The sequence below is a fragment of the Novosphingobium sp. IK01 genome (assembly GCF_033242265.1).
Lineage (GTDB): Bacteria > Pseudomonadota > Alphaproteobacteria > Sphingomonadales > Sphingomonadaceae > Novosphingobium > Novosphingobium pituita.
Map to the genome: position 1 here is coordinate 2173415 of NZ_BTFW01000001.1, position 23988 is coordinate 2197402.

The 23988-nt window shown below is 67.2% G+C and carries 22 protein-coding genes and 1 riboswitch; of the genes, 14 read left to right on the forward strand and 8 right to left on the reverse strand.

Going from position 1 to position 23988, the window contains the following annotated elements; all coding sequences use genetic code 11:
* Positions 1 to 124: 124 nt before the first annotated feature.
* The 11 genes from otsB to SBI20_RS10130 all read left to right on the forward strand — a co-directional run bounded on the left by otsB (position 125) and on the right by SBI20_RS10130 (position 11755).
* The gene (otsB, locus tag SBI20_RS10080) at positions 125 to 916 is read left to right on the forward strand and encodes a trehalose-phosphatase (RefSeq protein ID WP_317974909.1); all 792 of its coding nucleotides are present in this window, start codon (positions 125 to 127) and stop codon (positions 914 to 916) included.
* Positions 913 to 2757: a glycoside hydrolase family 15 protein gene (locus SBI20_RS10085; RefSeq protein ID WP_317974910.1), complete on the forward strand. Its 1845-nt coding sequence runs from the start codon at positions 913 to 915 to the stop codon at positions 2755 to 2757. The genes otsB and SBI20_RS10085 overlap by 4 nt, the downstream gene beginning before the upstream one ends.
* The gene (locus SBI20_RS10090) at positions 2754 to 4181 is read left to right on the forward strand and encodes an alpha,alpha-trehalose-phosphate synthase (UDP-forming) (protein ID WP_317974911.1); all 1428 of its coding nucleotides are present in this window, start codon (positions 2754 to 2756) and stop codon (positions 4179 to 4181) included. The genes SBI20_RS10085 and SBI20_RS10090 overlap by 4 nt, the downstream gene beginning before the upstream one ends.
* 78 nt (positions 4182 to 4259) lie before the next feature.
* Positions 4260 to 5054, forward strand: a complete 795-nt coding sequence (locus SBI20_RS10095) for a siderophore-interacting protein (RefSeq protein ID WP_317974912.1) — start codon at positions 4260 to 4262, stop codon at positions 5052 to 5054.
* A gap of 18 nt (positions 5055 to 5072) precedes the next feature.
* Complete coding sequence (locus tag SBI20_RS10100; RefSeq protein WP_317974913.1) at positions 5073 to 5513, forward strand: GNAT family acetyltransferase; 441 nt, start codon at positions 5073 to 5075, stop codon at positions 5511 to 5513.
* Positions 5514 to 5623: 110 nt separating this feature from the next.
* A complete protein-coding gene (locus SBI20_RS10105) occupies positions 5624 to 6505 on the forward strand; it encodes an aldose 1-epimerase family protein (protein WP_317974914.1) in 882 nt (293 codons plus the stop codon).
* A gap of 11 nt (positions 6506 to 6516) precedes the next feature.
* A complete protein-coding gene (locus tag SBI20_RS10110) occupies positions 6517 to 8040 on the forward strand; it encodes a peptide chain release factor 3 (RefSeq protein WP_317974915.1) in 1524 nt (507 codons plus the stop codon).
* 78 nt (positions 8041 to 8118) lie between these two features.
* The gene (locus SBI20_RS10115; protein ID WP_317974916.1) at positions 8119 to 8988 is read left to right on the forward strand and encodes an alpha/beta fold hydrolase; all 870 of its coding nucleotides are present in this window, start codon (positions 8119 to 8121) and stop codon (positions 8986 to 8988) included.
* 17 nt (positions 8989 to 9005) lie between these two features.
* Entirely contained in the window at positions 9006 to 9803 is a 798-nt protein-coding gene (locus tag SBI20_RS10120; protein WP_317974917.1) for an endonuclease/exonuclease/phosphatase family protein, read from the forward strand.
* Between the two features lie 177 nt (positions 9804 to 9980).
* Positions 9981 to 10319, forward strand: coding sequence for a P-II family nitrogen regulator (locus SBI20_RS10125; protein ID WP_317974918.1), 339 nt, complete (start codon positions 9981 to 9983; stop codon positions 10317 to 10319).
* A gap of 23 nt (positions 10320 to 10342) precedes the next feature.
* Positions 10343 to 11755, forward strand: coding sequence for an ammonium transporter (locus SBI20_RS10130; RefSeq protein ID WP_317974919.1), 1413 nt, complete (start codon positions 10343 to 10345; stop codon positions 11753 to 11755).
* 178 nt (positions 11756 to 11933) lie between these two features.
* On the opposite strand, the gene SBI20_RS10135 is transcribed toward SBI20_RS10130, so the two are convergent.
* The gene (locus SBI20_RS10135) at positions 11934 to 12107 is read right to left on the reverse strand and encodes a hypothetical protein (protein WP_317974920.1); all 174 of its coding nucleotides are present in this window, start codon (positions 12105 to 12107) and stop codon (positions 11934 to 11936) included.
* A 9-nt stretch (positions 12108 to 12116) separates the two neighbouring features.
* Here SBI20_RS10135 and SBI20_RS10140 point away from each other — a divergent pair, with 9 nt between their 5' ends.
* Both SBI20_RS10140 and SBI20_RS10145 read left to right on the forward strand, forming a co-directional pair.
* The gene (locus SBI20_RS10140) at positions 12117 to 14258 is read left to right on the forward strand and encodes an EAL domain-containing protein (protein WP_317974921.1); all 2142 of its coding nucleotides are present in this window, start codon (positions 12117 to 12119) and stop codon (positions 14256 to 14258) included.
* A gap of 106 nt (positions 14259 to 14364) precedes the next feature.
* Entirely contained in the window at positions 14365 to 15213 is an 849-nt protein-coding gene (locus SBI20_RS10145) for a DODA-type extradiol aromatic ring-opening family dioxygenase (protein WP_317974922.1), read from the forward strand.
* A 69-nt stretch (positions 15214 to 15282) separates the two neighbouring features.
* On the opposite strand, the gene pheT is transcribed toward SBI20_RS10145, so the two are convergent.
* The 7 genes from pheT to SBI20_RS10180 form a co-directional block, all read right to left on the reverse strand.
* Positions 15283 to 17679 (reverse strand): phenylalanine--tRNA ligase subunit beta, encoded by a 2397-nt coding sequence (pheT, locus tag SBI20_RS10150; RefSeq protein ID WP_317974923.1) that lies wholly within the window; start codon positions 17677 to 17679, stop codon positions 15283 to 15285.
* Positions 17676 to 18776: a phenylalanine--tRNA ligase subunit alpha gene (gene pheS / locus SBI20_RS10155; protein WP_317974924.1), complete on the reverse strand. Its 1101-nt coding sequence runs from the start codon at positions 18774 to 18776 to the stop codon at positions 17676 to 17678. Before pheS ends, pheT begins: the two co-directional genes overlap by 4 nt.
* Positions 18777 to 18877: 101 nt before the next feature.
* Positions 18878 to 19741, reverse strand: a complete 864-nt coding sequence (locus SBI20_RS10160) for a helix-turn-helix domain-containing protein (RefSeq protein ID WP_317974925.1) — start codon at positions 19739 to 19741, stop codon at positions 18878 to 18880.
* Positions 19742 to 19897: 156 nt separating this feature from the next.
* Positions 19898 to 20260, reverse strand: a complete 363-nt coding sequence (rplT, locus tag SBI20_RS10165; RefSeq protein ID WP_022676504.1) for a 50S ribosomal protein L20 — start codon at positions 20258 to 20260, stop codon at positions 19898 to 19900.
* A gap of 12 nt (positions 20261 to 20272) precedes the next feature.
* Entirely contained in the window at positions 20273 to 20476 is a 204-nt protein-coding gene (rpmI, locus tag SBI20_RS10170) for a 50S ribosomal protein L35 (protein ID WP_022676503.1), read from the reverse strand.
* Between the two features lie 322 nt (positions 20477 to 20798).
* Positions 20799 to 21710 carry a homoserine O-succinyltransferase gene (locus SBI20_RS10175; RefSeq protein WP_317974926.1) on the reverse strand — a complete coding sequence of 304 codons (912 nt, stop codon included), beginning with the start codon at positions 21708 to 21710 and terminating at the stop codon, positions 20799 to 20801.
* A gap of 55 nt (positions 21711 to 21765) precedes the next feature.
* Positions 21766 to 21882, reverse strand: a riboswitch (SAM-I-IV-variant riboswitch).
* A gap of 144 nt (positions 21883 to 22026) precedes the next feature.
* Positions 22027 to 22818 (reverse strand): inositol monophosphatase family protein, encoded by a 792-nt coding sequence (locus SBI20_RS10180; protein WP_317974927.1) that lies wholly within the window; start codon positions 22816 to 22818, stop codon positions 22027 to 22029.
* Between the two features lie 132 nt (positions 22819 to 22950).
* On the opposite strand from SBI20_RS10180, the gene SBI20_RS10185 reads away from it, so the two are divergent.
* Positions 22951 to 23907 carry a helix-turn-helix domain-containing protein gene (locus SBI20_RS10185; RefSeq protein WP_317974928.1) on the forward strand — a complete coding sequence of 319 codons (957 nt, stop codon included), beginning with the start codon at positions 22951 to 22953 and terminating at the stop codon, positions 23905 to 23907.
* The last annotated feature ends 81 nt before the right edge of the window (positions 23908 to 23988 follow it).

The following is a 23988-nucleotide window of genomic DNA, read 5'->3' on the forward strand; positions in this document are numbered from 1 at the left end:
TTGGAGCCGTTGATTCGAGTGCATCGGATCAATCGCTTCAGGTTTTGTTTTACCGCGTTTTCGGAGCCGCCGGGTGTTTCCACCCGGCTTGAAAACGCTCTAAGCCAAGGAGCGCCCTATCCCGTTGCTCGCCGCCAAGCCCGCCCTCCTGCCCGCCCCCCGTTCCGGCCTGCTTGCGCAGACCACGATGTTTCTCGACATCGATGGCACCTTGCTGGACCTGACCGACCGGCCCGAAGACGTGGTTGCCGATGGCGACTTGCGCGCGCTTCTGGCCAATCTGGCGGTGAAACTCGACGGGCGGCTGGCCGTGGTGAGCGGACGCTCGCTCGATCAGATCGACACGATCCTCGGCCCCATCGCCCAGGCCATCCCCGTCACCGGCAGCCATGGCCTCGAATATCGCTGGAACGGGATCTGGGCCCGCCCGGAACGCCCGGCCTCGCTCGACGAGGTGGCCCAGCACTTTTCGGTGCTCGCGCGCCAGTTTCCCGGCATGCTGGTCGAGGAAAAGACCTATGGCGTCGCCCTCCACTGGCGCATGGTCGCGCCCGAGAGCGCCCATCCAGCCCGCAATCAGGCGCGGGACCAAGCCCAGGCGCTCGCCGCGCAACTGGCCACGATCCATGGCCTCGTCGTCCAGAATGGCAGCGATGTCGCCGAACTGCGGCTGGCTGGGGGTGACAAGGGACAGGCCGTGCGCCGCCTGATGGCCCGGCGCGGCATGGGCGGCACGACCCCGCTGTTCTTCGGCGACGACCTGACCGACGAGGCGGGCTTTGTCGCCGCGCGCGATCTGGGCGGGCGCGGCGTTCTGGTCGGCGCCCGCGCGCTCGCCGGGGCCGAAACCGCCGCCATCTACACCCTCCCCTCGCCCGCCGCCGTGCGCGAGTGGCTGCGAAAGGCAGCCGCATGAGCGGGGTTGCCAACGATCCGGGCCCGGCCGAACAGGCCTCCCTGAATCAGCCCTCGCTCGACCTTTGGCCCATCGGCAATTGTCAGGTGGCCGGGCTGATCGACCGCTCGGGCAGCCTGGTCTGGGGCTGTGTTCCCCGGCTCGATGGCGATCCGGCCTTCTGCGCCCTGCTCGACGACAAGTCCCCCGCCGATCCGCAGGCCCATGGCTTCTGGGCCATCGGTCTGGAAGACAGCGTCGGGATCACCCAGCAGTACATCCGCAACACCCCGATCCTCGTCACCCGCCACACCGATGCCCATGGCGGGGTGATCGAGGTCGTCGATTTCTGCCCGCGCGGCATGAACCACGGGCGCATGTATCGCCCGGTCGCCTTTGCGCGCATCGTGCGGCGGCTGGCGGGCAGCCCGCGCATCCGCGTGGCCCTGCGCCCGGCGGCCAACTGGGGGGCGAACAAGCCGGTCACCACCAGCGGCTCGCACCATATCCGCTATCTGCTGAGCGACCTGACCCTGCGGCTGACCACCAATGCCCCGGTCGGCTGGGTGGAGAGCGAGCATCCGTTCCGCATCGAGCGCACGCTCTATTTCTTCCTCGGCCCCGACGAGAGCTTTTCAACCGACCTTGGCCACGGGCTGGAAGAAATGCTCTCGCGCACGATTGCCGAATGGCGCCACTGGGTGCGCGGTCTGGCCACACCCCACGAATGGCAGGACGCGGTCATCCGCGCGGCGATCACCCTCAAGCTCTGCCAGTTCGAGGAAACCGGCGCGATTGTCGCGGCGCTGACCACCTCGATCCCCGAACATGCCGGATCGCAGCGCAACTGGGACTATCGCTACTGCTGGATTCGCGACGCCTATTACACGATTCAGGCGCTCAACCGGCTGGGCGCGCTCGACGTGCTCGAAGGCTATCTGGGCTACTTGCGCAACATCGTCGATGGCGCGCGTGGCGGCCATATCCAGCCACTCTACGGGCTGGGCGGCGAGGCCGTGCTGACCGAGGGCCATGCCCCCGCGCTCGCCGGCTATCGCGGCATGGGGCCCGTGCGCGTGGGCAATCAGGCCTACGAGCAGATCCAGCACGACGCCTATGGCCAGATCGTCTTGTGCAACACGCAGGCCTTCTTCGACCGGCGGCTCTACCGCATGGCCGACGTGGCCGATTTCGAGGCGCTTCAGGCCGTGGGCGAGCGCGCGTTCCTCGTCCACGACACGCCCGACGCCGGGCTCTGGGAACTGCGCACGCGCGCCCATGTCCATACCTATTCGGCGGCGATGTGCTGGGCGGCCTGCGACCGGCTGGCCAATATCGCCACGGTGCTGGGCCTGCCCAAACGCGCCGAATTCTGGCAGGCGCGCGCGCTCAAGGTGCGCGAAACCATCGAGGCAGCCGCCTGGCGGCCCGAAACCCAGCGTTTCTCGGCCACGTTCGGCGGCGACGACCTCGACGCCAGCCTGATCCAGTTGCTCGACATGCGCTTCCTGCCGCCCGACGATCCGCGTTTCCAGGGCACCTTGCGCGCGGTCGAGGAGGGGCTTCGCCGGGGCAGCCACATGCTGCGCTATGCCAGCGAGGACGATTTCGGCCTGCCCGAAACCGCCTTCAACGTCTGCACGTTCTGGCTGATCGAGGCCCTCCACGCGACGGGCCGCGCCAGCGAGGGCCGCGCCCTGCTGGAGGAAATGCTCGAACGGCGCACCGCCGCCGGGCTCCTGTCCGAAGACATCGACCCCGTCACCGGGGAATTGTGGGGCAATTACCCCCAGACCTACTCGCTGGTCGGCCTGATCAACTGTGCCGTCCTGCTCAGCAAGCCATGGAGTGCCATAAGGTGAAGCGCCTGATCGTCGTATCCAACCGTGTCCAGCCCCCCAGCGAGGAAGCCACCGGCAATCAGGGCGGGCTGGCGCTGGCGCTCTCGGCAGTCCTGCGCGAAAGCAACGGCATCTGGTTCGGCTGGTCGGGCGGCGAGACGGAAAGCTTCACCGGCCTCATCAATTTCCAGAAATCAGCCGGGGTGACGACCGCGACGGTCGACCTCGAACCGCAGGACATCCTTGAATATTACGACGGCTTTGCCAATCGCACGCTCTGGCCGCTGTTCCACTACCGGGTGAGCCTGGCCGAATTCGAACGCGAATTCGTCGATGGCTACGAGCGGGTCAACACCCGCTTTGCCGAAACCCTGCTGCCGCTGATCACCCACGACGATCTGGTCTGGGTCCACGACTATCACCTGATCCCGCTCGGCCAGCGCCTGCGCGAGCGCGGCGTGGCCAACCGCATGGGCTTCTTCCTCCACATTCCCTGGCCACCGATGGGCCTGCTGGTCTCGCTGCCCAATCATCAGGAACTCGTCGAGCAACTCTTCGCCTATGATGTCGTGGGCTTTCACACACAGGACTGGCTCGACAACTTCCTCGACTATGCGCGCACCCACATGGATGCCGAAGTCGACGAGGATGGCACCGTGCGCTGGCAGGGCCGCACCCTGCGCGCACTGGCCTGCCCGATCGGGATCGATGGCGCCGCCTATGCGCAGACCGCGCAAAGCCCCACCGCGCTCGCCATGTGCCGCCAGATGCACGAAAGCGCCAATGACCGCGCGATGATCGTGGGGGTCGACCGACTCGACTATTCCAAGGGTCTTCAGGAACGCTTCATGGGCTACGAGCGCCTGCTCGCCACCCGCGAAGACCTTCAGGAAAAGATCTTCCTGCTCCAGATCGCCCCGCCCAGCCGCGCGAATGTCCAGACCTATCAGGAAATCCGCGCCCAGCTCGATTCCCACTCGGGCCGGATCAACGGCGAATTCGCCACGGTCGACTGGGTGCCGCTGCGCTATGTCAACAAGGGCTATGCCCGCGACGTGCTGGCGGGCATCTATCGCGCCGCCAAAGTCGGCCTCGTCACCCCCTTGCGCGACGGGATGAACCTGGTCGCCAAGGAATTCGTCGCCGCGCAGGACCCGGAAGACCCCGGCGTGCTGGTGCTTTCCAACTTTGCCGGGGCCGCCGCGCAGATGGATGCGGCGGTGCTGGTCAATCCCTACAGCCCCGAGGAGATCGCCGATGCCCTCGCCCTCGCGCTCACCATGCCGGTCGAGGAGCGCAAGGCGCGCTGGCGCAAGCTGATGGACGGGGTGGTGAACGAGGACGTGATGTGGTGGCTCGACCGCTTCATCACCGCGCTCGATCCAGAAACGGCAACAGCCGGCCCCGCCGGGGCGCCATCGCCCGCCCCGGTCGCCCCGGAGTGAAGGGCGGCTTGCGGGCACCTTGAAAAAGATCGCTCAAAGATATATCTTTGAGCTTTCCCAGCCAAGGACCGCCCCCTCATGCCCTCTCCCGCTTCCGACCAGATCCCCGGCCAGATCCCAGACCAGATCAATGCCCCGACCATCCGCCGCCTGCGCCACGAAACCCGCCGCCGCACGCTCGCCATCGTCAGCCACGAACGGCTGACCCCCAGCATGATCCGCATCGTCGCGCAGGGGGCCGACCTCGAAGGCTTCCACAGCGGCGCCCCGGACGATCACATCAAGGTCTTCGTGCCCGAAGCGGGCGGCCAGATGGCCATGCGCGACTATACCCCGCGCCACCACGACGCCGCCGCGCAGACCCTCACCATCGACTTCTTCGACCACGAAGGCGGCCCCGCCTCCGACTGGGCCCGCGCGGCCAAAGTGGGCGATCCCATCGAAATCGCCGGGCCGCGCGGCTCGCAGGTGATCGAAGGGCCCATCGCCCACTGGCTGCTGATCGGCGACGAGACCGCCCTGCCCGCCATCGGCCGGCGGATCGAGGAACTCCCCGCAGGGACCGGCGCAACCGTCATCGCCGCGGTCCCCGGTGCGGCCGATGAACAGACCTTCCCCGGCCAGAGCGCGCACTGGGTCCACCGCCCCGCCGCCCGCGCCAGCGATCCCGCCCCCCTGCTCGACGCCCTCGCCACAGTCCCCATCGCGCCGGACACATTCGTGTGGATCGCCGCCGAAGCGGGCGTGGCGCGCGCGCTGCGCGAACACCTGATCACCGGGCGCGGCCTCGACCGACGCTGGATCAAGGCTGCGGGCTACTGGGTCGCCGGACAGGCCGACAGCGCGGTGAAGAACCTCGACGAAGCCGACTGAACCCGGTAGCCCGGCAAGATGAGCATCTCCATCCTGCCCCAGATCATGCTGCGCGAAGCCGGGCCGGACGACGCTGCGGCGGTGATCGGCCTCTGGCACGCCGCCGGGCTGACCCGCCCGTGGAACGACCCGGCCAGCGACTATACCCTGGCGATGGACAATCCGGCCGCCTGCGTGTTCCTCGCGCAAATGGACGGCGAACCGGCGGGCACCATCATGGTCGGCTATGATGGCCATCGCGGCTGGGTCTATTATCTGGGCGTGTCCCCGGCGTTCCAGCGCCGGGGGCTGGGCCGCGCGCTGATGCACGAGGCCGAAGCCTGGCTTGCCGCGCGCGCCTGTCCCAAGCTGATGCTCATGGTCCGCCACGACAATCTGGCGACAAAAGCCTTCTACGCCGCGCTCGGCTACGAGCCGCAGGCCGTCGAAACCCTCGGGCGCCGTCTCGACGGACGCTAAGCGGAAACGGCTCACCGGCCTTCCCTCGGAGCCCGACCCGAAAGTCCTGTGGGTCGGGCTTTCATACCGCACTTGCGAAGAGGGCGGCGGGTGGTCATACCTTCAGGGCCATGACCGATCTCGTCACCATTTCTGCCGGAGGGCTCACGGCCCGTATCGCGCCGCTGGGGGCCGAACTGTGCTCGCTCACCGATGCCGATGGGCGCGAATGGATGACCGACGCCGACCCGGCCTTCTGGACCGGCCATGCCCCGCTGCTGTTCCCCATCGTCGGGGCGCTGGCCGAAGGCACCTTGCGCAATGGAGAGCAGGCCCATGCCCTCCCCCGCCACGGTTTTGCGCGGCGCTCGCGGTTCGAAACGGTCGAGCAGGGCCCCGATCATGTCCGCTTCCGCCTGACCGACAGCCCGGAGACGCGGGCGGCCTATCCGTTCGCCTTCGTGCTCGACATGGCCTTCGCGCTCGACGGGCCGACCTTGCGGATGACGGCCACGGTGCGCAATCCGGGGCTTGAACCGCTGCCGTTCAGTTTCGGCTATCACCCGGCCTTTGCCTGGCCGCTCCCCGGCGCGACGGACAGGCACGCCCACACGCTGACGTTCGCCTGCGAAGAGCCCGGCCCGATCCGCCGCCTGCGCCGCGACACCGGGCTGATGCGCGACGCAAGCTTTGCCAGCCCGGTCGAAGGCCGGGTGCTGCCCTTGCACGAAAACCTGTTCGAGGACGACGCGGTGATCTGGACCGATCTGGCCAGCCGCGCGCTGACGTATGGCGTCAAGGACGGGCCCGCGCTCGACCTGGCCTTTCCCGATACCCCGGTGCTCGGCCTGTGGCAGGTGCCCGGCGCGCACTACCTGTGCATCGAGCCCTGGGCGGGCCATGCCGACCCGGACGGTTTTGCCGGGGACATCCGCGAAAAGCCCGGTATCGTCCTGCTTTCGGGCGGTGAGAGCCGCAGCTTCCGCATGGACGTGACGGTCAGGGGCGGCTAGGGGCGCTTGCCATGTCCAATCGCCGCACCTTTGCCATCATTTCCCACCCCGACGCGGGCAAGACCACGCTGACCGAAAAGCTCCTGCTGCAAGGCGGGGCGATCCATCTGGCCGGCGAGGTCAAGGCACGCGGCGCCGCCCGCCGCGCCCGCTCGGACTGGATGAAGATCGAACAGCAGCGCGGGATCTCGGTCACCTCGTCGGTGATGACCTTCCAGAAGGACGGCACCGTCTTCAACCTGCTCGACACGCCGGGCCACGAGGACTTTTCCGAAGACACCTACCGCACGCTGACCGCCGTCGATTCCGCGATCATGGTGATCGACGCGGCCAAGGGCATCGAGCCGCAGACGCGCAAGCTCTTCGAAGTGTGCCGCATGCGCTCGGTGCCGATCATCACTTTCGTCAACAAGGTCGACCGCGAAGGCCGCGCCGTGTTCGAGACGCTCGATGAAGTGGCCGATGCGCTCGCGCTCGATGTTTCGCCGATGAGCTGGCCGGTCGGCATGGGCGGCGTGTTCCAGGGGGTCTACGACTTCGCGAGCGAGACCATCGCCCGCCCCGAGGGCGACAGCCGCGAGTTCCTGGGCAAGCGCGACCCGGCAGCAGGCGCCATTCCCGACGAGTTCCTCGAAGAAATCGAACTGGGCCGCGAAGGCTATCCCGCGTTCGACCTCGAAGCCTATCGCCATGGCGACCTGACCCCGGTCTATTTCGGATCGGCGCTCAAGAACTTCGGGATTTCCGAGCTGATCGCGGCGATCGACCGCTATGCCCCCCCGCCGCGCCCGCAGGCCAGCGACCAGGGCATCATCGACCCGAGCCGCCCTGACGTGACCGGATTCGTGTTCAAGGTCCAGGCCAACATGGACCCGCAGCACCGCGACCGCATCGCGTTCATGCGCATGGTCTCGGGCACGTTCAAGCGCGGCATGAAGCTGATCCCTTCGGGGCTGGGCAAGCCGATTGCCGTCCACTCGCCGATCCTGTTCTTCGCGCAGGACCGCGAGATCGCCGACAGCGCCGAGGCGGGCGACATCATCGGCATTCCCAACCACGGCACCTTGCGCGTGGGCGATACCCTGTCCGAGCGCAACGACGTGCGCTTCACCGGCCTGCCCAACTTCGCGCCGGAAATCCTGCGCCGCGTGGTCCTCAAGGACCCGACCAAGACCAAGCAATTGCGCAAGGCACTCGACGACCTGTCGGAAGAAGGCGTGATCCAGGTGTTCTACCCGGAAATCGGCGCACAGTGGATCGTGGGCGTGGTCGGCCAGCTCCAGCTCGACGTGCTGATCAGCCGCCTTGAGGCTGAATACAAGGTCGAGGCCGTGCTCGAACCCTCGCCGTTCGACACCGCGCGCTGGGTCAAGGGCACGCCTGAGGCGCTCAAGGGCTTTGCCGAATTCAACATGTCGAATCTCGCCAGGGACCGCGATGGCGATCCGGTATTCATGGCGCGTTCGGCCTGGGATGTTAGCTATCAGCAGGAACGCAACCCCGATCTGACCTTCAGCGCCACCAAGGAGCGCTAGGAGACCGGCGGGGAGCAAACGAAAAACAGACCGGCCAAAAACAAAAGGGGCCAAGACAAGAGGGGATAGGGTAGGACAATGAGTTTGCTGGGGCCAACCTCGAACACGTTCACCTCGCAGCGCCTGCGGCTGCACTATGTGGACTGGGGCAATGCCGGAAAGCCGCCGCTCCTGCTCATCCATGGCGGGCGCGACCATTGTCGCAGCTGGGACTGGACGGCGGAGGCCCTGCGCGAGGACTGGCACGTGATCGCGCTCGACCATCGCGGCCATGGCGACAGCGAATGGGTTTCCGATGGCAATTACCGCGTCATGGACATGGTCTATGACGTGGCCCAGTTGATCCACCAGCTCGACCTGGCCCCGGTCACGATCGTGGCCCACTCGATGGGGGCGGCGCTCGCCCTGCGCTATGCCGGGCTGTTCCCCGAGGACGTGCGCAGGCTCGTGGCGATCGAGGGCATCTTCCCCACCCCGGACTGGGAAGCGCGCATGCGCACGGTGCCCTTTGCCCGCCGCATCCGCGACTACATCGCCGAAAAGCGCAAGGCCGCCGGTCGCCTGCCGCGCCGCTATGCCACGATCAACGATGCCATCGCGCGCATGAAGGCCCAGAACCCCTACATCACCGACACCCAGGCCCGGCACCTGACCATCCACGGGATCAACCGCAACGAGGATGGCACTTTCACCTGGAAGTTCGACCCCCACCTCCATATCGAGCACCCCTACGACATCTCGCAGGAGCGCAAGCAGGAACTGTGGGAGGCGATCACCTGCCCGACGCTGCTGCTCAACGGCGCGGATTCGTGGGCCGGGAACCCGGTGCGCGACGGGCGGATGAAGCATTTCCGCAACGCCGAGGCGATCGAGTTCGAGAATGCCGGCCACTGGCTCCATCACGACCAGTTCGACCGCTTCGTCGCCACGCTGAACGATTTCCTCTGACACCGGACGACGGAACGATGCCCGGCGGTTCCAAGCCCGGCCCGGAGTCGGGCCACAAATCCGGCCACGGGCCGGAGGCGCCGCGCGGCCTGGTCTTTGCCAGCTACAACATCCACAAGGGCGTGGGCGCCGACCGTATCTGCGATCCCGAGCGCATTCTGGCGGTCCTGCGCGAGCTGGACGCCGACGTGATCGCCCTTCAGGAGGCCGACCGCCGCTTCGGCACGCGCGAGGCCGTGATCCCGCACCATCTCCTGCGCGAGGCGAGCCCGTGGCGGGCCGTGGCCCCCGGCGTGATCGACCGCGCCCGCCGCGCGGGCAGCCTGGGCTGGCATGGCAACGTGATCCTCGTGCGGCGCGAAATCGCGGTCACCGGCTGCGAAGCGGTGGCCCTGCCCACGCTCGAACCGCGCGGTGCGGTGGCCGTCGATCTGGCGTGGGAGGGACAGCCGGTGCGGGTCATCGGCATGCATCTCGATCTTTCGGGGCTGCGCCGCCGCCAGCAGGTGCGCGTGGCCTGCGGGGCGGCGGGCACGGGCGCACGCGTGCTGATGGGGGATTTCAACGAATGGGCCCCCCGGCGCGGGGCGCTGGCGGCCTTTTCGGACGAACTGACCGTGCTGGCGCCGGGGCGCAGTTTCCCGGCCCGCAGGCCGCTGGGCGGGCTCGACCGGATCGTCGTGAGCGAGGACTGGCACGTCGAGGATCTGGGGGTTCACCACAGCCCGCTGGCGGTGATGGCGTCCGATCATCTGCCGGTCTGGGCAAGGCTGCGCCCGAAAGCCGGATGGGCGTCGGACCTGCCCAAAAAATAGGCAGCAATGTACTGTTGCACAAGAATCGGGCGACTCGTGGATGCACGAGAATGGATATGGTTTCCGTAAAGCACGGTTTTCGTAAGTATTTGCATCTGGCACACCCCTTGCATATACCGGACCGGCCAGGCCGTTGGGGCAAAACCGGGGGCCCAGGGTGCAAAAAAGGGGGCATGCATGAAATTCATCATCGCCATCATCAAGCCGTTCAAGCTCGACGAAGTGCGCGACGCACTCTCGGGGCTGGGCGTTGCCGGGATGACGGTGTCCGAAGTGAAGGGATTTGGCCGTCAGAAGGGCCAGACCGAGATCTATCGCGGCGCTGAATATTCCACCAACATGCTTCCCAAGGTGAAGCTCGAAATCGCCGCCAGCGACGACCTGGCGCCGCAGATCGTCGAGACGATCCAGCAGACCGCCAGCACCGAGGCCATCGGCGACGGCAAGATCTTCGTGCTCGATCTCGCTTCGGCCGTGCGTATCCGCACCGCCGAGAGCGGCGACATGGCGCTTTGATTTTCGAGAAGAGGGAAACCCATATGATCCGCAAGATGATCAGTGGCGTGACGGCAGCCGGGCTTGGCCTGGGGGCAGCCTCCGCCGCTTTTGCGCAGACCGGGCCGATCAAGGCCCCGACCGCCGAACAGATGGCCACCATGGTCAACAAGGGCGACGTGGCCTGGATGCTGGTCTCGGCCGCCCTGGTCCTGATGATGAGCGTTCCCGCGCTGGCGCTGTTCTACGGCGGCCTCGTGCGTACCAAGAACATGCTCTCGGTCCTCATGCAGGTGCTGATGATCGTTTCGGTCGCCGCGCTGTGCTGGGTCTGCTGGGGCTACTCGATGGCCTTCACCGGCGGCTCGCCCTATGTCGGCGGCTTCTCGAAGGCCTTCCTCCAGGGCGTCTCGATCTCGACCTATGCGGCGACGTTCTCGAACAACGTCTACCTGCCCGAATATGTCTACGTCATCTTCCAGATGACCTTCGCGTGCATCACCCCGGCGCTGATCGTGGGCGCCTTTGCCGAGCGCGTGAAGTTCACCCCGCTGATGATCTTCACCGTCCTGTGGCTGACGCTGGTCTACTTCCCGATGGCCCACATGGTGTGGTACTTCGCCGGTCCCGACTTCCTGTCGGACAACCCGAGCGACGCCGGCCTGATCTATGGCTGGGGCGGCCTCGACTTCGCGGGCGGCACCGTCGTCCACATCAATGCGGGCATCGCCGGTCTGGTCGGCTGCCTCGTGATCGGCAAGCGCCTTGGCTATGGCAAGGAAGCCACCCCGCCCCACTCGCTGACCATGACCATGATCGGCGCCTCGCTGCTGTGGGTGGGCTGGTTCGGTTTCAACGCCGGTTCGGGCCTTGAAGCCAACGCCGCCACCAGCCTCGCCTTCATCAACACCTTCGTCGCCACCGCCGCTGCCGCCGTCTCGTGGTCGGTCATCGAGCAGGTCAAGCATGGCAAGCCTTCGATGCTGGGCGCCGCCTCGGGTGCCGTCGCGGGCCTCGTCGCGATCACCCCGGCGGCCGGTTTCGCTGCTCCGATGGGCGCGGTGATCCTCGGCTTCATCGTCTCGCCGGTCTGCTTCTTCTTCGTCACCACCGTCAAGAACGCCCTCAAGTACGACGACACGCTCGACGTCTTCGGCGTGCACTGCGTGGGCGGGATCGTGGGCGCCATCGGCACGGCCATCGTCGCCGACCCGCGCCTGGGTGGCCAGGGCTGGATCGACTACACCGTGTTCCCCGCCCAACCGGGCACCTACGACATGGTTGGCCAGCTGATCACCCAGATCAAGGCGGTCCTGCTGACCGTGGTGCTCTCGGGCGGTGTCTCGGCGATCCTGTTCATCGCGCTGGACAAGACCATCGGCCTGCGTCCGACGCAGGAAGCCGAGCGCGAAGGCCTCGACATCACCGAACACGGCGAACGCGCCTACAACATGTAAGTTTTTCCCAGCTTGGCGGGGAGGGCGGACCTGATCCTCTCCCTCTCTCCCCCTCTCCCGCCAAACCTTGTTCCTCCTGCGAACGACCTAGGCCGAAAGCGTTAACGCGCTTTCGGCCATTTTTTTGTGATTTTCCGGGGCCGAAGACCCGAACCAACCGCCAAAAGTTAACATTCCTTCAAGCGTGCATGGCTAGAATCACCTGAAACGACAGGTCGCACTCGCGGAGATAGAAATGGTATTCCGGCGCTTTGCCAGGAGCAGCCTGGCCGGAAGCATGCTGGTGCGCGGCGGAGTTCAGGGTCGCGGCGGGCAAAGCCGCGCAGAGCAGCCGCGTGACCGACAGGACCATGCACGGGAATTGCCCGAGGCGCATGCGGCTGCCTTGTGCCGGGCCTATGAGACCATGGGCCTGGGCGCGTTCTGGTCCAGCGATGCGCAAGGACGGCTGACATATGCCTCGCCGGGCCTGCGCGCGATGCTCGACGATGGCACCCCTCCGGTGGGACGCGCCCTGCTCGACCTGTTTGCGCATGACGAGGCCGATGGCGAGCGTTCGCTGCGCTTCACTCTGGCCCGCCGTACCCGCTTCGAGCACCTGATCGTCCACACCGGATCGGGCTGCGAGCGGCGCTGGTGGTCGCTTTCGGGCGAGGCAATCCACGACCGGGGGGTGTTCACCGGCTTCCACGGCCATTGCACCGACATCAGCCAGGCCCGCCGCAAGGCCGAGGAGACCTCGCACCTGGCCTCGCACGATCCCCTCACCGGGCTGGCCAATCGCCGCCACATGACCCAGATGCTGGCGCGCACGCTGACCATGCTGGCTGCCGCCTCGCGCCCTTGTGCGACGCTGCTGATCGATCTCGACCGCTTCAAGCAGGTCAACGACACGCTGGGGCATGCCGCCGGGGATCTCCTGCTCAAGCAGGTGGCCGAACGGCTGGTCAAGCTGATCGGCGACGAGAGCCGGGTCTGCCGCCTGGGGGGCGACGAATTCCAGATCATCCTGCCCGATGTCGAGGATCGCGGGCGCCTGGGCGAACTGGCCCTGTCGATCATCGCCGACTTGTCGCAACCCTACATGATCGAAGGCAGCCGCTGCCTGATCGGCGCCTCGATCGGGCTGGCCATCGCGCCGTTCGACGGCACGCTGGCCGAAGAACTGGTGCGCAGCGCCGATCTGGCGCTCTATGCCGCCAAGGGCAGCGGACGCGGGCGATACCGCTTCTTTGCCGGTGACCTGCTGCGCGCGGCCGAGGAGCGCAAGACGCTCGAAGAAGACCTCCACGATGCGCTCGCCCGCGGTGAACTGGCCTTGCATTACCAGCCGATCGTGATGGCGCAGGACAATCGCGTGATCGGGGTCGAGGCGCTGCTGCGCTGGACCCATCCGCGCTGCGGGGCGATCTCGCCCGCGCGGTTCATCCCGATTGCCGAGGAATCGAACCTGATCCGGGCCATCGGCGAATGGGTGCTGTTCAGGGCCTGCGCCGATGCCGCCGCCTGGCCGATGCCCTTGCGCGTGGCGGTCAATGTCTCGCCCGTGCAGTTTGCCGACGAACATTTCCCCGTGCTGGTGGCCACGGCCCTCGCCCGCTCGGGACTGGACCCGGCCCGTCTCGAACTGGAGATCACCGAAGGCGTCTTCATGCAGGAAAACGGCGCCACCGACGCGCGCTTCAAGGCGCTCAAGGGGCTCGGCGTGCGCCTGTCGCTCGACGATTTCGGCACCGGCTATTCCTCGCTCGGCTATCTGCGGACCGCGCCGTTCGACAAGATCAAGATCGACCAGTCCTTCGTGCGCGGGGCCACCCAGACCGGCAGCCGCAACCGGGCGATCATTGCCGCCATCGTCGCGCTGGCCCAGGCGCTCGACATGGAAACCACGGCCGAAGGGGTCGAAAGCTTCGACCAGTTCGACCTGATGAAGGCCCTGAATGTCAGCCATGTGCAGGGCTATATCTACAGCGTCCCGCTCGACAACGCTGCCTTCATGCAGGCGCTGGGCGGTGAGCCATGGGTCATCCAGCCTTCGGGCCCCTCGCGCCAGCGCCACCAGCGCCAGACCATGTTCCGCCGCGTGGGTGTCGTCCACGAGGACCATTATTACCCGGTCATGCTGCGCAACCTGTCGATGTCGGGCGCCCTGATCGAGGGGCTGCTCGAAGTGCCCGTGGGCACGGCCTTCGTGCTCGATCTGGGCGATGGGCAGCTGGTGGTGGCCAGAGTGCGGCGCAGCAGGGGCTATCAGCAGGGGCTCGAATTCGAGCAGGAACTGGTCAGCGACGGCAATGGCGGACTGTGTACGCGCTATCGCGTCTCGCGCGGGCAACTCGATGCGGCGGGCCTTTCGTTCGCTTCGGGCGGCAATGGAGCGGGCAGCAAGGGAGCAGACAACGACGGGCCGATCCTGATCCACCGCGCAGCCGATGGGCCGGGGCACGCGGGCCAGAGCAGGCCCGCCTTTGCCATGGCCACCGACTGGGCCGAAGTGGCCTGACGCGCAGCCCCGGCCTTTCGGCAAACCGGAACAAGATGGGCAGCTTTTTGTCCCTGCCCGTGTCGGACAGGCTCCCTACATAAGGGGCCGAAAGGACAGTTCGACAATGCAGCAACCGGTTCTCTTCCTCTCGCACGGGGGCGGCCCCTGGCCCTGGCTCGACGGGCCGTTCCGGCGCGGGTTCGACTGGCTCGAAGCCTCGCTCAAGGCGATCCCCGCGCAATTGCCCGAAAAGCCGCGCGCGGTGCTGGTCGCCTCGGGGCACTGGGAGGAACCGCGCTTCACCGTCTCGACGGCAGCCATGCCGGGGATGGTCTACGACTATTACGGCTTCCCCGAGCACACCTATCACATCCGCTACCCCGCCCCCGGCGCACCCGAACTGGCCGAACGCGTGGTCGATCTGGCCCAAGGCGCCGGGATCGCCATGGGCCGCGATCCGGTGCGGGGCTATGACCATGGCACGTTCTCGATGCTGCAACCGATCTGGCCCGAGGCCGATGTGCCGGTGCTCAGCCTGTCGCTGCGCGCCGACTACGACCCGGCGGCGCATCTGGCGCTCGGCCATGCGCTTGCCCCCTTGCGCGACGAGGGCGTGCTGATCATCGGTTCGGGGTTCAGCTTCCACAACCTGCGCCATTTCAACGCAGGGGCAGCGGCCCCTTCGGCGGCCTTCGATGCCTGGCTGCGCCATACGCTCACCGAAGTATCCCCTGCGCAGCGCGAAGCCCGCCTGCTGCACTGGGACCAGGCCCCCGCCGCACGCATCTGCCACCCGCGCGAGGATCACCTGATCCCGCTGATGGTCGCCGTGGGCGCCGCCGGCAACGAGCAGGGCCTGTGCATCTATTCCGAAGACCAGATGCGCGGCGGAATCAGCGCATCGAGCTATCGCTTCGGCGGCGACCTCGCGCCCAGCCGGTTCGACCTCATCGGCGCCCACGCCAGAGCCTGAGGGCCGAACAAACAAAAAGGGAGGGAAGCGGCCATGCCCCTTCCCTCCCTTTTTTGCATGCTCGGGCTGTCAGGCGCGCAGGGTGCCGCCCTGCTTGGCTGCCGCCGCCACGATCTTGTCGGCAATGGCCTTGAGGGCCGCTTCATCGAAGCTCTTGTCGCCCGGCTGGAGCGTCACTTCGATGGCCAGGCTCTTGTGGCCTTCGGGCACGCCCTGCCCCCGGAAATCGTCGAACACGCGCGCAGCGACGATCGCGGTCTTGTCGGCGCCCTTGACCGCGCGCAGCAGATCGCCCGCAGGCACCTTGTCCGCAACGAGGAAGGCGAAGTCGCGCGTCACGGCTTGCAGCGCCGGAGGCGCGAAGTGTGGACGGGCAAAGCCGCTGGCGGTCTTCTTCGCCGGAATCCGGTCGAGGAACAGCTCGACCACGGCCACCGGGCCTTCGAGGCCGAAGGCCTTGGCGGTGAGCGGGTGGAGCATCCCGAAGCGGGCGAGAACCTGCTTGGGGCCAAGGCGCAGCGTGGCCGACTGGCCGGGGTGGAACTGCGGCCCGGCCTCGCCCATGACCTGGAGGTTGTCGACCGGTGCGCCAGCCTGTGCCAGCAGGGCCAGCGCCTCGGCCTTGGCGTCGAACGCGGTGAAGGGCTGTGCCTTGCCGCTGTCCCAGCCGCGCGGGGTCTTTTCGCCCGCAAGAACGACCGCGAGGCTCAGGCGCTCGTCGCTCTGGCCATTGTCGGCGCGCAGATAGCGGCGGCCGATCTCGAACAAGCGCAGGCTGGTCGCGCCGCGATCGAGGTTGCGGCGCACCGCAGCCAGCAGGCCGGGCAGCAGCGAGGGCCGCATGACCTTCAAGTCTTCCGAGATCGGGTTGGCCAGCGTCCACAGCGCCTGTCCATCGGCAAAGGCGGTGGCCTGTGCCTCGGGCAGGAACGACCAGGTGACGGCCTCGTGGGCGCCACGCGCGGCCGCCGCGCGGCGCAGGCGGCGTTCGAGCATCTGCACCGGGGTCGCCGTCGGGCGGGCCACGCCGTCGACACGCGGCAGCGGGGTCGAGGGCACGGCATCGAGCCCGTGAACGCGGATCACTTCCTCGACCAGATCGGGCGCGCCGATGATGTCCGGGCGCCAGGTCGGGACGGTCACGGTCCATTCGCCATCACCCTCGACGGCAAAGCCGAGCGCGGCGAGGATGCGCTTCTGCTCGCTCTGGGCCACGGCGACGCCGCCCAGCCGCGCGCAGAGCGCCGGATCATAGGCCAGCACGCGCTGCGCCAGCGGGGGGGCGCCCACGCGGACCACTTCGCTCGCCTCGCCGCCGCAGATGTCGAGGATCAGCGCGGTCAGAAGGTCCATGCCGGTGTCGAGGAAGGCCGGATCGACCCCGCGCTCGAAGCGCCCGCGCGCGTCGCTGGCCAGCGCCAGTGCCTGCCCGGTGCGGGCGATATGGGCCGGATCGAAATAGGCGACTTCGAGAAGCACGTCGGTCGTCGTGTCCGAACAGCCCGAATGCTCGCCGCCCATGATCCCGGCGATGTCGTGGACGCCCGCTTCATCGGCGATCACGGTCATGAACGGGGCGAGCGTATATTCCTTGCCGTTGAGCGCGACGACGGTCTCGCCCTCGCGCGCGGGGCGCGCGGTGACGGCGCCGGTCAGCTTCGCCAGGTCATAGGCATGGGCCGGACGGCCATAGCCGAGCATCACATAGTTGGTCACATCGACCAGCGCCGAGATCGGGCGCTGCCCGGCGGCCTTCAGGCGATCCTGCAACCATGCGGGCGACGGGCCATTGGTCACGCCCTTGATCACGCGGCCATAGAAGGCGGGGCATGCCGCCTCGTCCTCGATGCGGATTTCGACCGGGCAAGGGCCGGTGCCAGCCACGCTGTCCACGCCCAGCGGGCGCAGCGTGCCGATCCCGGCGGCGGCCAGATCGCGGGCAATGCCATAAACGCCCATGCAATCGGGACGGTTGGGCGTGATCGACACGTCGAAGACCGGGTCCGAGCCGATGTAGTCGGCATAGGACTGCCCCAGCGGGGCGTCTTCGGGCAGTTCGATGATGCCGTCGTGGTCCTCGCCCAGACACAGCTCGCGCGTGGAACACATCATGCCGTTCGATTCGACGCCGCGAATCGCGCTCTTGCGCAGTTCCATGCCATTGGCCGGAACCACCGCGCCGGGCAGGCCCAGCACGCCGACCAGCCCCGCACGCGCATTGGGCGCGCCGCAGACGACCTGAAGCGGGCTGCCATCGCCCAGATCGACCGACAGCACCTGAAGCTTGTCGGCCTGAGGGTGCTTTTCGGCCGTCAGCACGCGGGCAACGCGGAACTTCTGGAGCGCGACCGAAGCATCGGTCACGCTTTCGATTTCCAGACCCAGCGCGGTCAGCTTCTCGGCAATTTCAACGGTGCTCGCCTGGGTGTCGAGCAGGGCCTTGAGCCACGAAAGGGAAAACTTCACGGCCGCACTCCCACGCCTGCCGAAAGGGTAGGCACGTCGAGCGCCGCGAACCCGTAATGATTGAGCCAGCGCGCATCGCCATCGAAGAAGGCGCGCAGATCGTCGAGCCCGTACTTGAGCATGGCGAGGCGATCGACCCCGGTGCCAAAGGCAAAGCCCTGCCATTCATCGGGATCGAGCCCGCCGAATTCGATGACCTTGCGATTGACCATGCCCGAGCCGAGCACTTCCATCCAGCCGCCGCCCGGCGCATCGCCGCTGCCGCCGACCACGCGCTTGCCTTGGACCAGCGTGTAGCCCACGTCGACCTCGACCGAAGGCTCGGTGAACGGGAAATAGCTGGGGCGCAGGCGCAGGACGATGTCGTCGCGCTCGAAGAAGGCCTTGAGGAAGGTTTCCAGCGTCCACTTCAGGTGGCCCAGATGAATGCCCTTGTCGATCACCAGACCTTCGATCTGGTGGAACATCGGGGTATGCGTGGCGTCGCTGTCCGAGCGATAGACACGGCCCGGCGCGATGATCCGCAAGGGCGCGCCTTCCTTCAGCATCGTGCGGATCTGCACGGGCGAAGTATGCGTGCGCAGCAGCATGTCACGGCCTTGCGCGTCCTTGTCAGGGAAGTAGAAGGTGTCGTGCATCGCGCGCGCCGGGTGCGTCTCGGGCATGTTGAGCGCGGTGAAATTGTGCCAGTCGTCCTCGATTTCCGGGCCGCTGGCGACGGCAAAGCCCATGTCGGCGAAGATCTCGGCCAGTTCGTCCATCACCTGCGAGACAGGGTGAACCGAACCGCGCGGCGCCTCGGGCGCGGGCAGCGACAGGTCGACCGCCTCGGCAGCCAGACGCGCGTCGAGCGCGGCGGTTTCGAGTTCGGCCTTGCGCGCGCCGAGCGCGGCGGTGACCGCCTCGCGCGCGGCGTGGATCTGCGGGCCCTTGGCCTGGCGTTCCTCGGGGCTCATGCCGCCCAGCGTCTTGAGCAGGGCCGAGACCCAGCCCTGCTTGCCAAGGGCAGCAACACGGATCGCCTCGACCGCCTCAGCGGTGGTGGCGGCGGCAATGGCGTCGAGCGTCTGCGCCTGCTGGTGATCAAGCTGTTCCATCGCGCCTGCCGCTAGCGCGCCGCGCGCCAGAAATCAAAGCGCGAGTGCGTCAGGAGCCCCATTTCCGCTCCCTTTTTGGTGCGGGGCGACCGCGCCGCCCGTCAGGGCCCCGTCAGGGCCTGCGGCGCCTGTGCCAGCGCCTGCGCCAATGCCTCCTCCTGCGCCTGCATCACCGGGCCCATCACCGGGTGCGGGTGGCTGGCATAGTCGCTGGGCGTCATGCCCATGAAGCGGCGGAAATCGCGCACGAACTGGGCCTGATCGTAATATTGGCTGTCCATCGCCCGCGTCCAGCGGGCTGCCGGATCGCGCATGTGGCGGCGCATGCTGCGCAGGAACCGCTCGCGGCGCACCAGCATTTGCGGCGGAAATCCGAAATGGCGCTGGCACAGGCGTTCGAGCGTGTGGGCCGGCAACCCGCTGGCCGCCGAGAGATCGCCGACCGTGCGCACATCCTCGCGCAGGAGCGCGGCATGGCAGGCCTCGATCCGCGCGGCATCGGGCACGGACCGCTCGTCCCAGGCGGCAAACCAGCGCAGGATCGCGGCCAGTTCGGCTTCCGCCGTTCCCGCCGCATCGACCGCGCTCGCCAGCCCGCGAAAATGGGCCAGCCGGGACTCGCGCCCGATATCGAAGATGCCGTCGGCAAAATCGCTGGCCATCAGCCCCGATGGCACCCCGAAATAGCGCGCCCAGCCCAATGGCTGGAACCGGACGACCCACATCCGCGTCGCCCCGGTCTCGAACCGCAGCCCCCGGCTGGCCGGCCCGACCAGCGTCGTCCGCGACGAAACCCCGGGCACGCGCCCGTCGGTCCAGGTTTCACGAAAAGCATGGCGCGCGATGCGCAGGGCGGCCCATTCGGGATAGTGCCAGTCGACCACCTGCGCTCCATCGGCAGGCGCATCGATATCGATCACGTAAAGCGTGACATAACCGGGCCGAAGCAGGGACGCAGGCTGCACGAAGCGTGCCGTGACCGTGCATTCGCCGCAGCTTTCGGGGCGGCCTTCTCGTGGCATTCGCGAGGGAGGCTAGCCCGCCCCCACGGCCCCGTCCACGCAAAAGGGCGCGCATCCGGGTGGATACGCGCCCTCTTGTTCAAAATCGCAAAGAAGCGATCAGGCCGCCGGAAGGGCAGCCTTCGCCTGAGCGATGACAGCCGCGAACACGCCGCCTTCGTTCATGGCCAGATCGGCCATCGCCTTGCGATCGAGTTCGATGCCAGCCAGCTTGGTGCCGTGGATGAACTGCGAGTAGGTCAGGCCTTCAGCGCGGACCGCAGCGTTGATGCGCTGGATCCAGAGGGCGCGGAAGGTCCGCTTCTTCACCTTGCGGTCGCGGTAGGCGTACTGGCCGGCCTTTTCGACGGCCTGACGAGCAACGCGGATCGTATTCTTGCGGCGGCCGCGGTAACCCTTGGCCTGGTCAAGAATGCGCTTGTGCTTGGCACGCGTAGTGGTGCCGCGCTTGATACGGGACATGGATCAGCCTCCTCAGTTCAGCCCGTAGGGCGCCCACTTCTTGATCACCTTCGCGTCAGCGTCGGAGATCACGTCGGTGCCGCGGTTCTGGCGGATGTACTTGGCGTTATGGCTGATCAGGCGGTGGCGCTTGCCGGCCACGCCGTGCTTGACCTTGCCGGTGGCAGTGAGCTTGAAGCGCTTCTTCACGCCGCTCTTGGTCTTGAGCTTGGGCATTTTCGTCTCCTTGTTCAACGCGGCGTCCCCGCCGTGGCAGCCCTATGTGGCCAGGCAAGGTCGTCGATCCGCGTGGATTGAAGGGGCGGCCCTTAGCGTTCCGGGGGCCGCTTGGCAACTCGATTCGGCTCCGTCAGGCTTGATTGAAATTCGCCGAAGATGCGAATTTCAGTTCGGCACCAGCCCGCTCCCGTCCCGAAGAACACGAAAACGTCCGGGGGACGTTTTCGCTGAGGGGGCCGACCTCCCATAGGGTACTATCGTTGGGAGATCGGGTGGGGGAGCGGACCGGCGCCGAACGATCCGAAACACAAGTTTCGGATCAGACCTGAAGAACGGCCCCGACATCGTCCAGATCGAACGGGGTCGTCTGGTAGACCTCGTTGATCCAGTTGCCGAACAACTGATGCCCATGGGTGCGCCATGTGTTGCGCGGCAGGTTGGCCGGGTCGTCGTTGCGGTAATAGTGGCGCGGCACCGGGCCCGAGCCGTCGCGGCGATATTCGGTGTCGAGGGTGAGCGTGTCATACTCAAGATGGTTGAGCATGTGGAGCGCGCGGCGGGCCGGGTCGTCGACCAGACACAGCCCGCTCTCCTCGCTTTCGAGCAGGACGGTCAGCCCGGCGGGAAGGTCGGCGCTGCGCACCTCGCTCCAGCGCGAGACCGGCACGGGCACCACATCGGACATGCCACGCAGCCAGGGACTGCCCGAGGCGCGCACCTCATGGTCGAACACGCCATGGGCCTTGGCCGCCAGCGGATGCTTGGGCACGCCGTGGAAATAGTGAAGCGCGGCCATCGCCCCCCAGCAGATCGTGAGCAGGCGGTGACAGTGGGTCTGGCTCCAGTCGAAGATCCGGCGCAGTTCGTCCCAGTAGGTCACCTCGCCATAGGCCATCGTCTCGACCGGGGCGCCGGTGATGATCAGCCCGTCGAAACGCTCGGTCTGGATCTCGTCGAACGGACGGTAGAATTCGGCGATGTGCCCGGCCGACGTGGTCTTGCTGACATGGCCCGAAAGACGCACCAGCGTCAGTTCGATCTGGAGCGGGGTAGCACCCAGCAGCCGCGCGATCTGGGTCTCGGTGGTGATCTTGTCGGGCATCAGGTTGAGCAGCGCGATGCGCAAGGGACGGATGTCCTGACGCGCGGCCTCGGTCTCGCCCATGACGATCACGCCCTCGGCCTCAAGGGTGCGGCGGGCGGGGAGGTTGTCGGCAATCCTGATCGGCACGGGCAGTTCTTTCCTCAAAATCGGCGTAAAGCAGATGGGGAAAGGACGCCTGGGGCTTGCTCCGTTGGATTGCCGGATCGGCCACATCCTCCCCCGCCAGGCAGGAGAGCGCCACCTTGCCCGGAACGGCAGGTTGGCGTCGGGGCGTCATCCCCAACTCTTGATGCTGGGGACGATGTAGCGGTTGCCCGGACCGATTGCAATGCCCGCCCCTTCCCGCAGCCGAGACGGGCAGGACGGTAACCATGGCATGTCGGCGGAACGCCGATCTGTGAAAAGGGGCGATCAGTGCCCGTGCGAATGCGAATGCACGCCGTTAATGACCATGCGAATGCCCGGCGGCCAGCGCCTCGATCACGTCGTCGAGTCGCGCCGGATCGCCCAGCGCGATGACATGGCCTTCCGACCCGGCATGGAGCGGGTCGCCGTTCCAGTCGGCCATCGTGCCCCCGGCCCCTTCGACCACCGGAACCAGCGCGGCCCAGTCGTGAAGCTTGAGGCCCGCCTCGCACACGATGTCGAGCTGGCCGGTCGCCAGCATCGCATAGTTGTAGCAGTCCCCGCCCATGACCATGCGGCGATAGTCGGTCTGCGAGGCCAGCGCCATGAAGTGCTCGCCCTCGTGCTGGCTGAAATAGTGCGGGCCAGTGGTGGCGATGGTCGCCTCAGCCAGTTCGCGGCACGGACGCGTGCGGACCGGCTGGCCGTTGAGCGTGGTGGCCATGCCCGAGGCACCGACCCAGCGTTCCCCCGCAATCGGCTGGTCGATCACACCCAGAACGGGGAACCCGTCGACCAGCAGCGCGATCAGCGTCCCGAAGATCGCGCGCCCGGCCAGAAAGCCCGCCGTCCCGTCGATGGGGTCGAGCACCCATGTCCGCCCGGTGCTGCCTTCGCGCGTGCCGAATTCCTCGCCCACGATCCCGTCACGCGGGACTTCGGCGGCCAGAATTGCGCGCATGGCCTCTTCGGCGGCGCGGTCGGCCAAAGTCACAGGGGTCGCGTCCCCCTTGCGCTCGGCACTGACACTGCGAAAATAGGGGCGAATGGCAGCGCCAGCCGCATCGGCCAAACGCAGGGCCAGGGCGATGTCGTCATCGAGCTTCATACCCTGTGCTTTGCCGATACTGCCGATATGGTCAAGAAGCCCCTCCCTTTTTCGTGCGCGCGGGGATAGGCAGCGGCGGAGCGATCCGGTCGCGCGACGGATCGGCCAACCGGTTGGAGAGGCGCACGGGATATGAATCGCAAGAGCACGCCGGTTGCCGCTCCGGCTGTCGATCCGGCCATCGCACCGGCCAATGGCGTGACGCGCAAGGGCCAGCCCTTGTCCTTCAACCGCGCCCCGGCGGCCGATCTGGCGCCGTGGATCGGTCGTTTCTACGTGACCGTGGTCGATGCCCCTGACGACTATGCCCTGCAATGCGGACTGCTGAACGACACCTCGTGCATCCGCATCCAGTTGCGCGGCGACTGGACCGCGCAGACTCGCGACGGCGGAATTGCCGTGGGCCGGTCGGCGCTGTTTTTCGGCCCCAACACCAGACGGATGCCCATTGGCGTCAAGGGCCCTTTTTCAAGCGTGGGCGTGGTCTTGCGCCCCGGCGCCTGCCATGCGCTGTTCCGCATTGCCGTGCCTGATCTGGTCGACCGGATCACCCCGATCGAAACGGTCGGCCTGGCCTCGGAAAAAAGCCTCGGCCTGTTCACCCCCGATGCCTCGCCCGAGGACTGGTGCGTGGCCATGGAGGAGGCCCTGCGCGCCATGATCGCCCGGCAGGGCGGGCACGAGCCCGATCCGGTCACCGCCCGGTTCGAGGCGGCAGCCCTCGCCGATCCGGCCATCCTCGTAGCCGATTTCGTCGAGCAATCGGGGATCGAGCAGCGCCGCCTCGAACGGATCGTCCGGCGCGATTTCGGAATCACCCCCAAGCACGTGCTGCGCCGCGCCCGCGCGCTCGACATGGCCAGCCACTTGCGCGGCGTCGCCGACGAGGCCGAGGCCGAGACGCTCGCCCTGCGCTACTACGACCAGAGCCACCTGATCCGCGAATTCACCGCGATGTTCGGCATGTCGCCGCGCCAGTTCATCAACACGCCCCAGCCGCTGATGACGCTCAGCCTCGAAAACCGCCAGTCGCGCCGCCTCGAAATGTCCGAACGCATCGCGCCGGGCGGCCTGCGCCCCTGGCAATGACCTTGCAAGAGTGGGCCATGCGAAAGGGCGGAGAAGCTTGCGCTTCCCCGCCCGTTTCATGTGGCCTTCCGCGCCGATCGC

Excerpts from the sequence above, each read along its gene's own strand:
- SBI20_RS10085 (WP_317974910.1), top strand. The coding sequence starts at position 913 with ATGAGCGGGGTTGCCAACGATCCGGGCCCGGCCGAACAGGCCTCCCTG.
- SBI20_RS10095 (WP_317974912.1), top strand. The coding sequence starts at position 4,260 with ATGCCCTCTCCCGCTTCCGACCAGATCCCCGGCCAGATCCCAGACCAG.
- SBI20_RS10100 (WP_317974913.1), top strand. The coding sequence starts at position 5,073 with ATGAGCATCTCCATCCTGCCCCAGATCATGCTGCGCGAAGCCGGGCCG.
- SBI20_RS10105 (WP_317974914.1), top strand. The coding sequence starts at position 5,624 with ATGACCGATCTCGTCACCATTTCTGCCGGAGGGCTCACGGCCCGTATC.
- SBI20_RS10110 (WP_317974915.1), top strand. The coding sequence starts at position 6,517 with ATGTCCAATCGCCGCACCTTTGCCATCATTTCCCACCCCGACGCGGGC.
- SBI20_RS10115 (WP_317974916.1), top strand. The coding sequence starts at position 8,119 with ATGAGTTTGCTGGGGCCAACCTCGAACACGTTCACCTCGCAGCGCCTG.
- SBI20_RS10120 (WP_317974917.1), top strand. The coding sequence starts at position 9,006 with ATGCCCGGCGGTTCCAAGCCCGGCCCGGAGTCGGGCCACAAATCCGGC.
- SBI20_RS10125 (WP_317974918.1), top strand. The coding sequence starts at position 9,981 with ATGAAATTCATCATCGCCATCATCAAGCCGTTCAAGCTCGACGAAGTG.
- SBI20_RS10130 (WP_317974919.1), top strand. The coding sequence starts at position 10,343 with ATGATCCGCAAGATGATCAGTGGCGTGACGGCAGCCGGGCTTGGCCTG.
- SBI20_RS10135 (WP_317974920.1), bottom strand. The coding sequence starts at position 12,107 with ATGGTCCTGTCGGTCACGCGGCTGCTCTGCGCGGCTTTGCCCGCCGCG.
- SBI20_RS10145 (WP_317974922.1), top strand. The coding sequence starts at position 14,365 with ATGCAGCAACCGGTTCTCTTCCTCTCGCACGGGGGCGGCCCCTGGCCC.
- pheS (WP_317974924.1), bottom strand. The coding sequence starts at position 18,776 with ATGGAACAGCTTGATCACCAGCAGGCGCAGACGCTCGACGCCATTGCC.
- rplT (WP_022676504.1), bottom strand. The coding sequence starts at position 20,260 with ATGTCCCGTATCAAGCGCGGCACCACTACGCGTGCCAAGCACAAGCGC.
- rpmI (WP_022676503.1), bottom strand. The coding sequence starts at position 20,476 with ATGCCCAAGCTCAAGACCAAGAGCGGCGTGAAGAAGCGCTTCAAGCTC.
- SBI20_RS10180 (WP_317974927.1), bottom strand. The coding sequence starts at position 22,818 with ATGAAGCTCGATGACGACATCGCCCTGGCCCTGCGTTTGGCCGATGCG.
- SBI20_RS10185 (WP_317974928.1), top strand. The coding sequence starts at position 22,951 with ATGAATCGCAAGAGCACGCCGGTTGCCGCTCCGGCTGTCGATCCGGCC.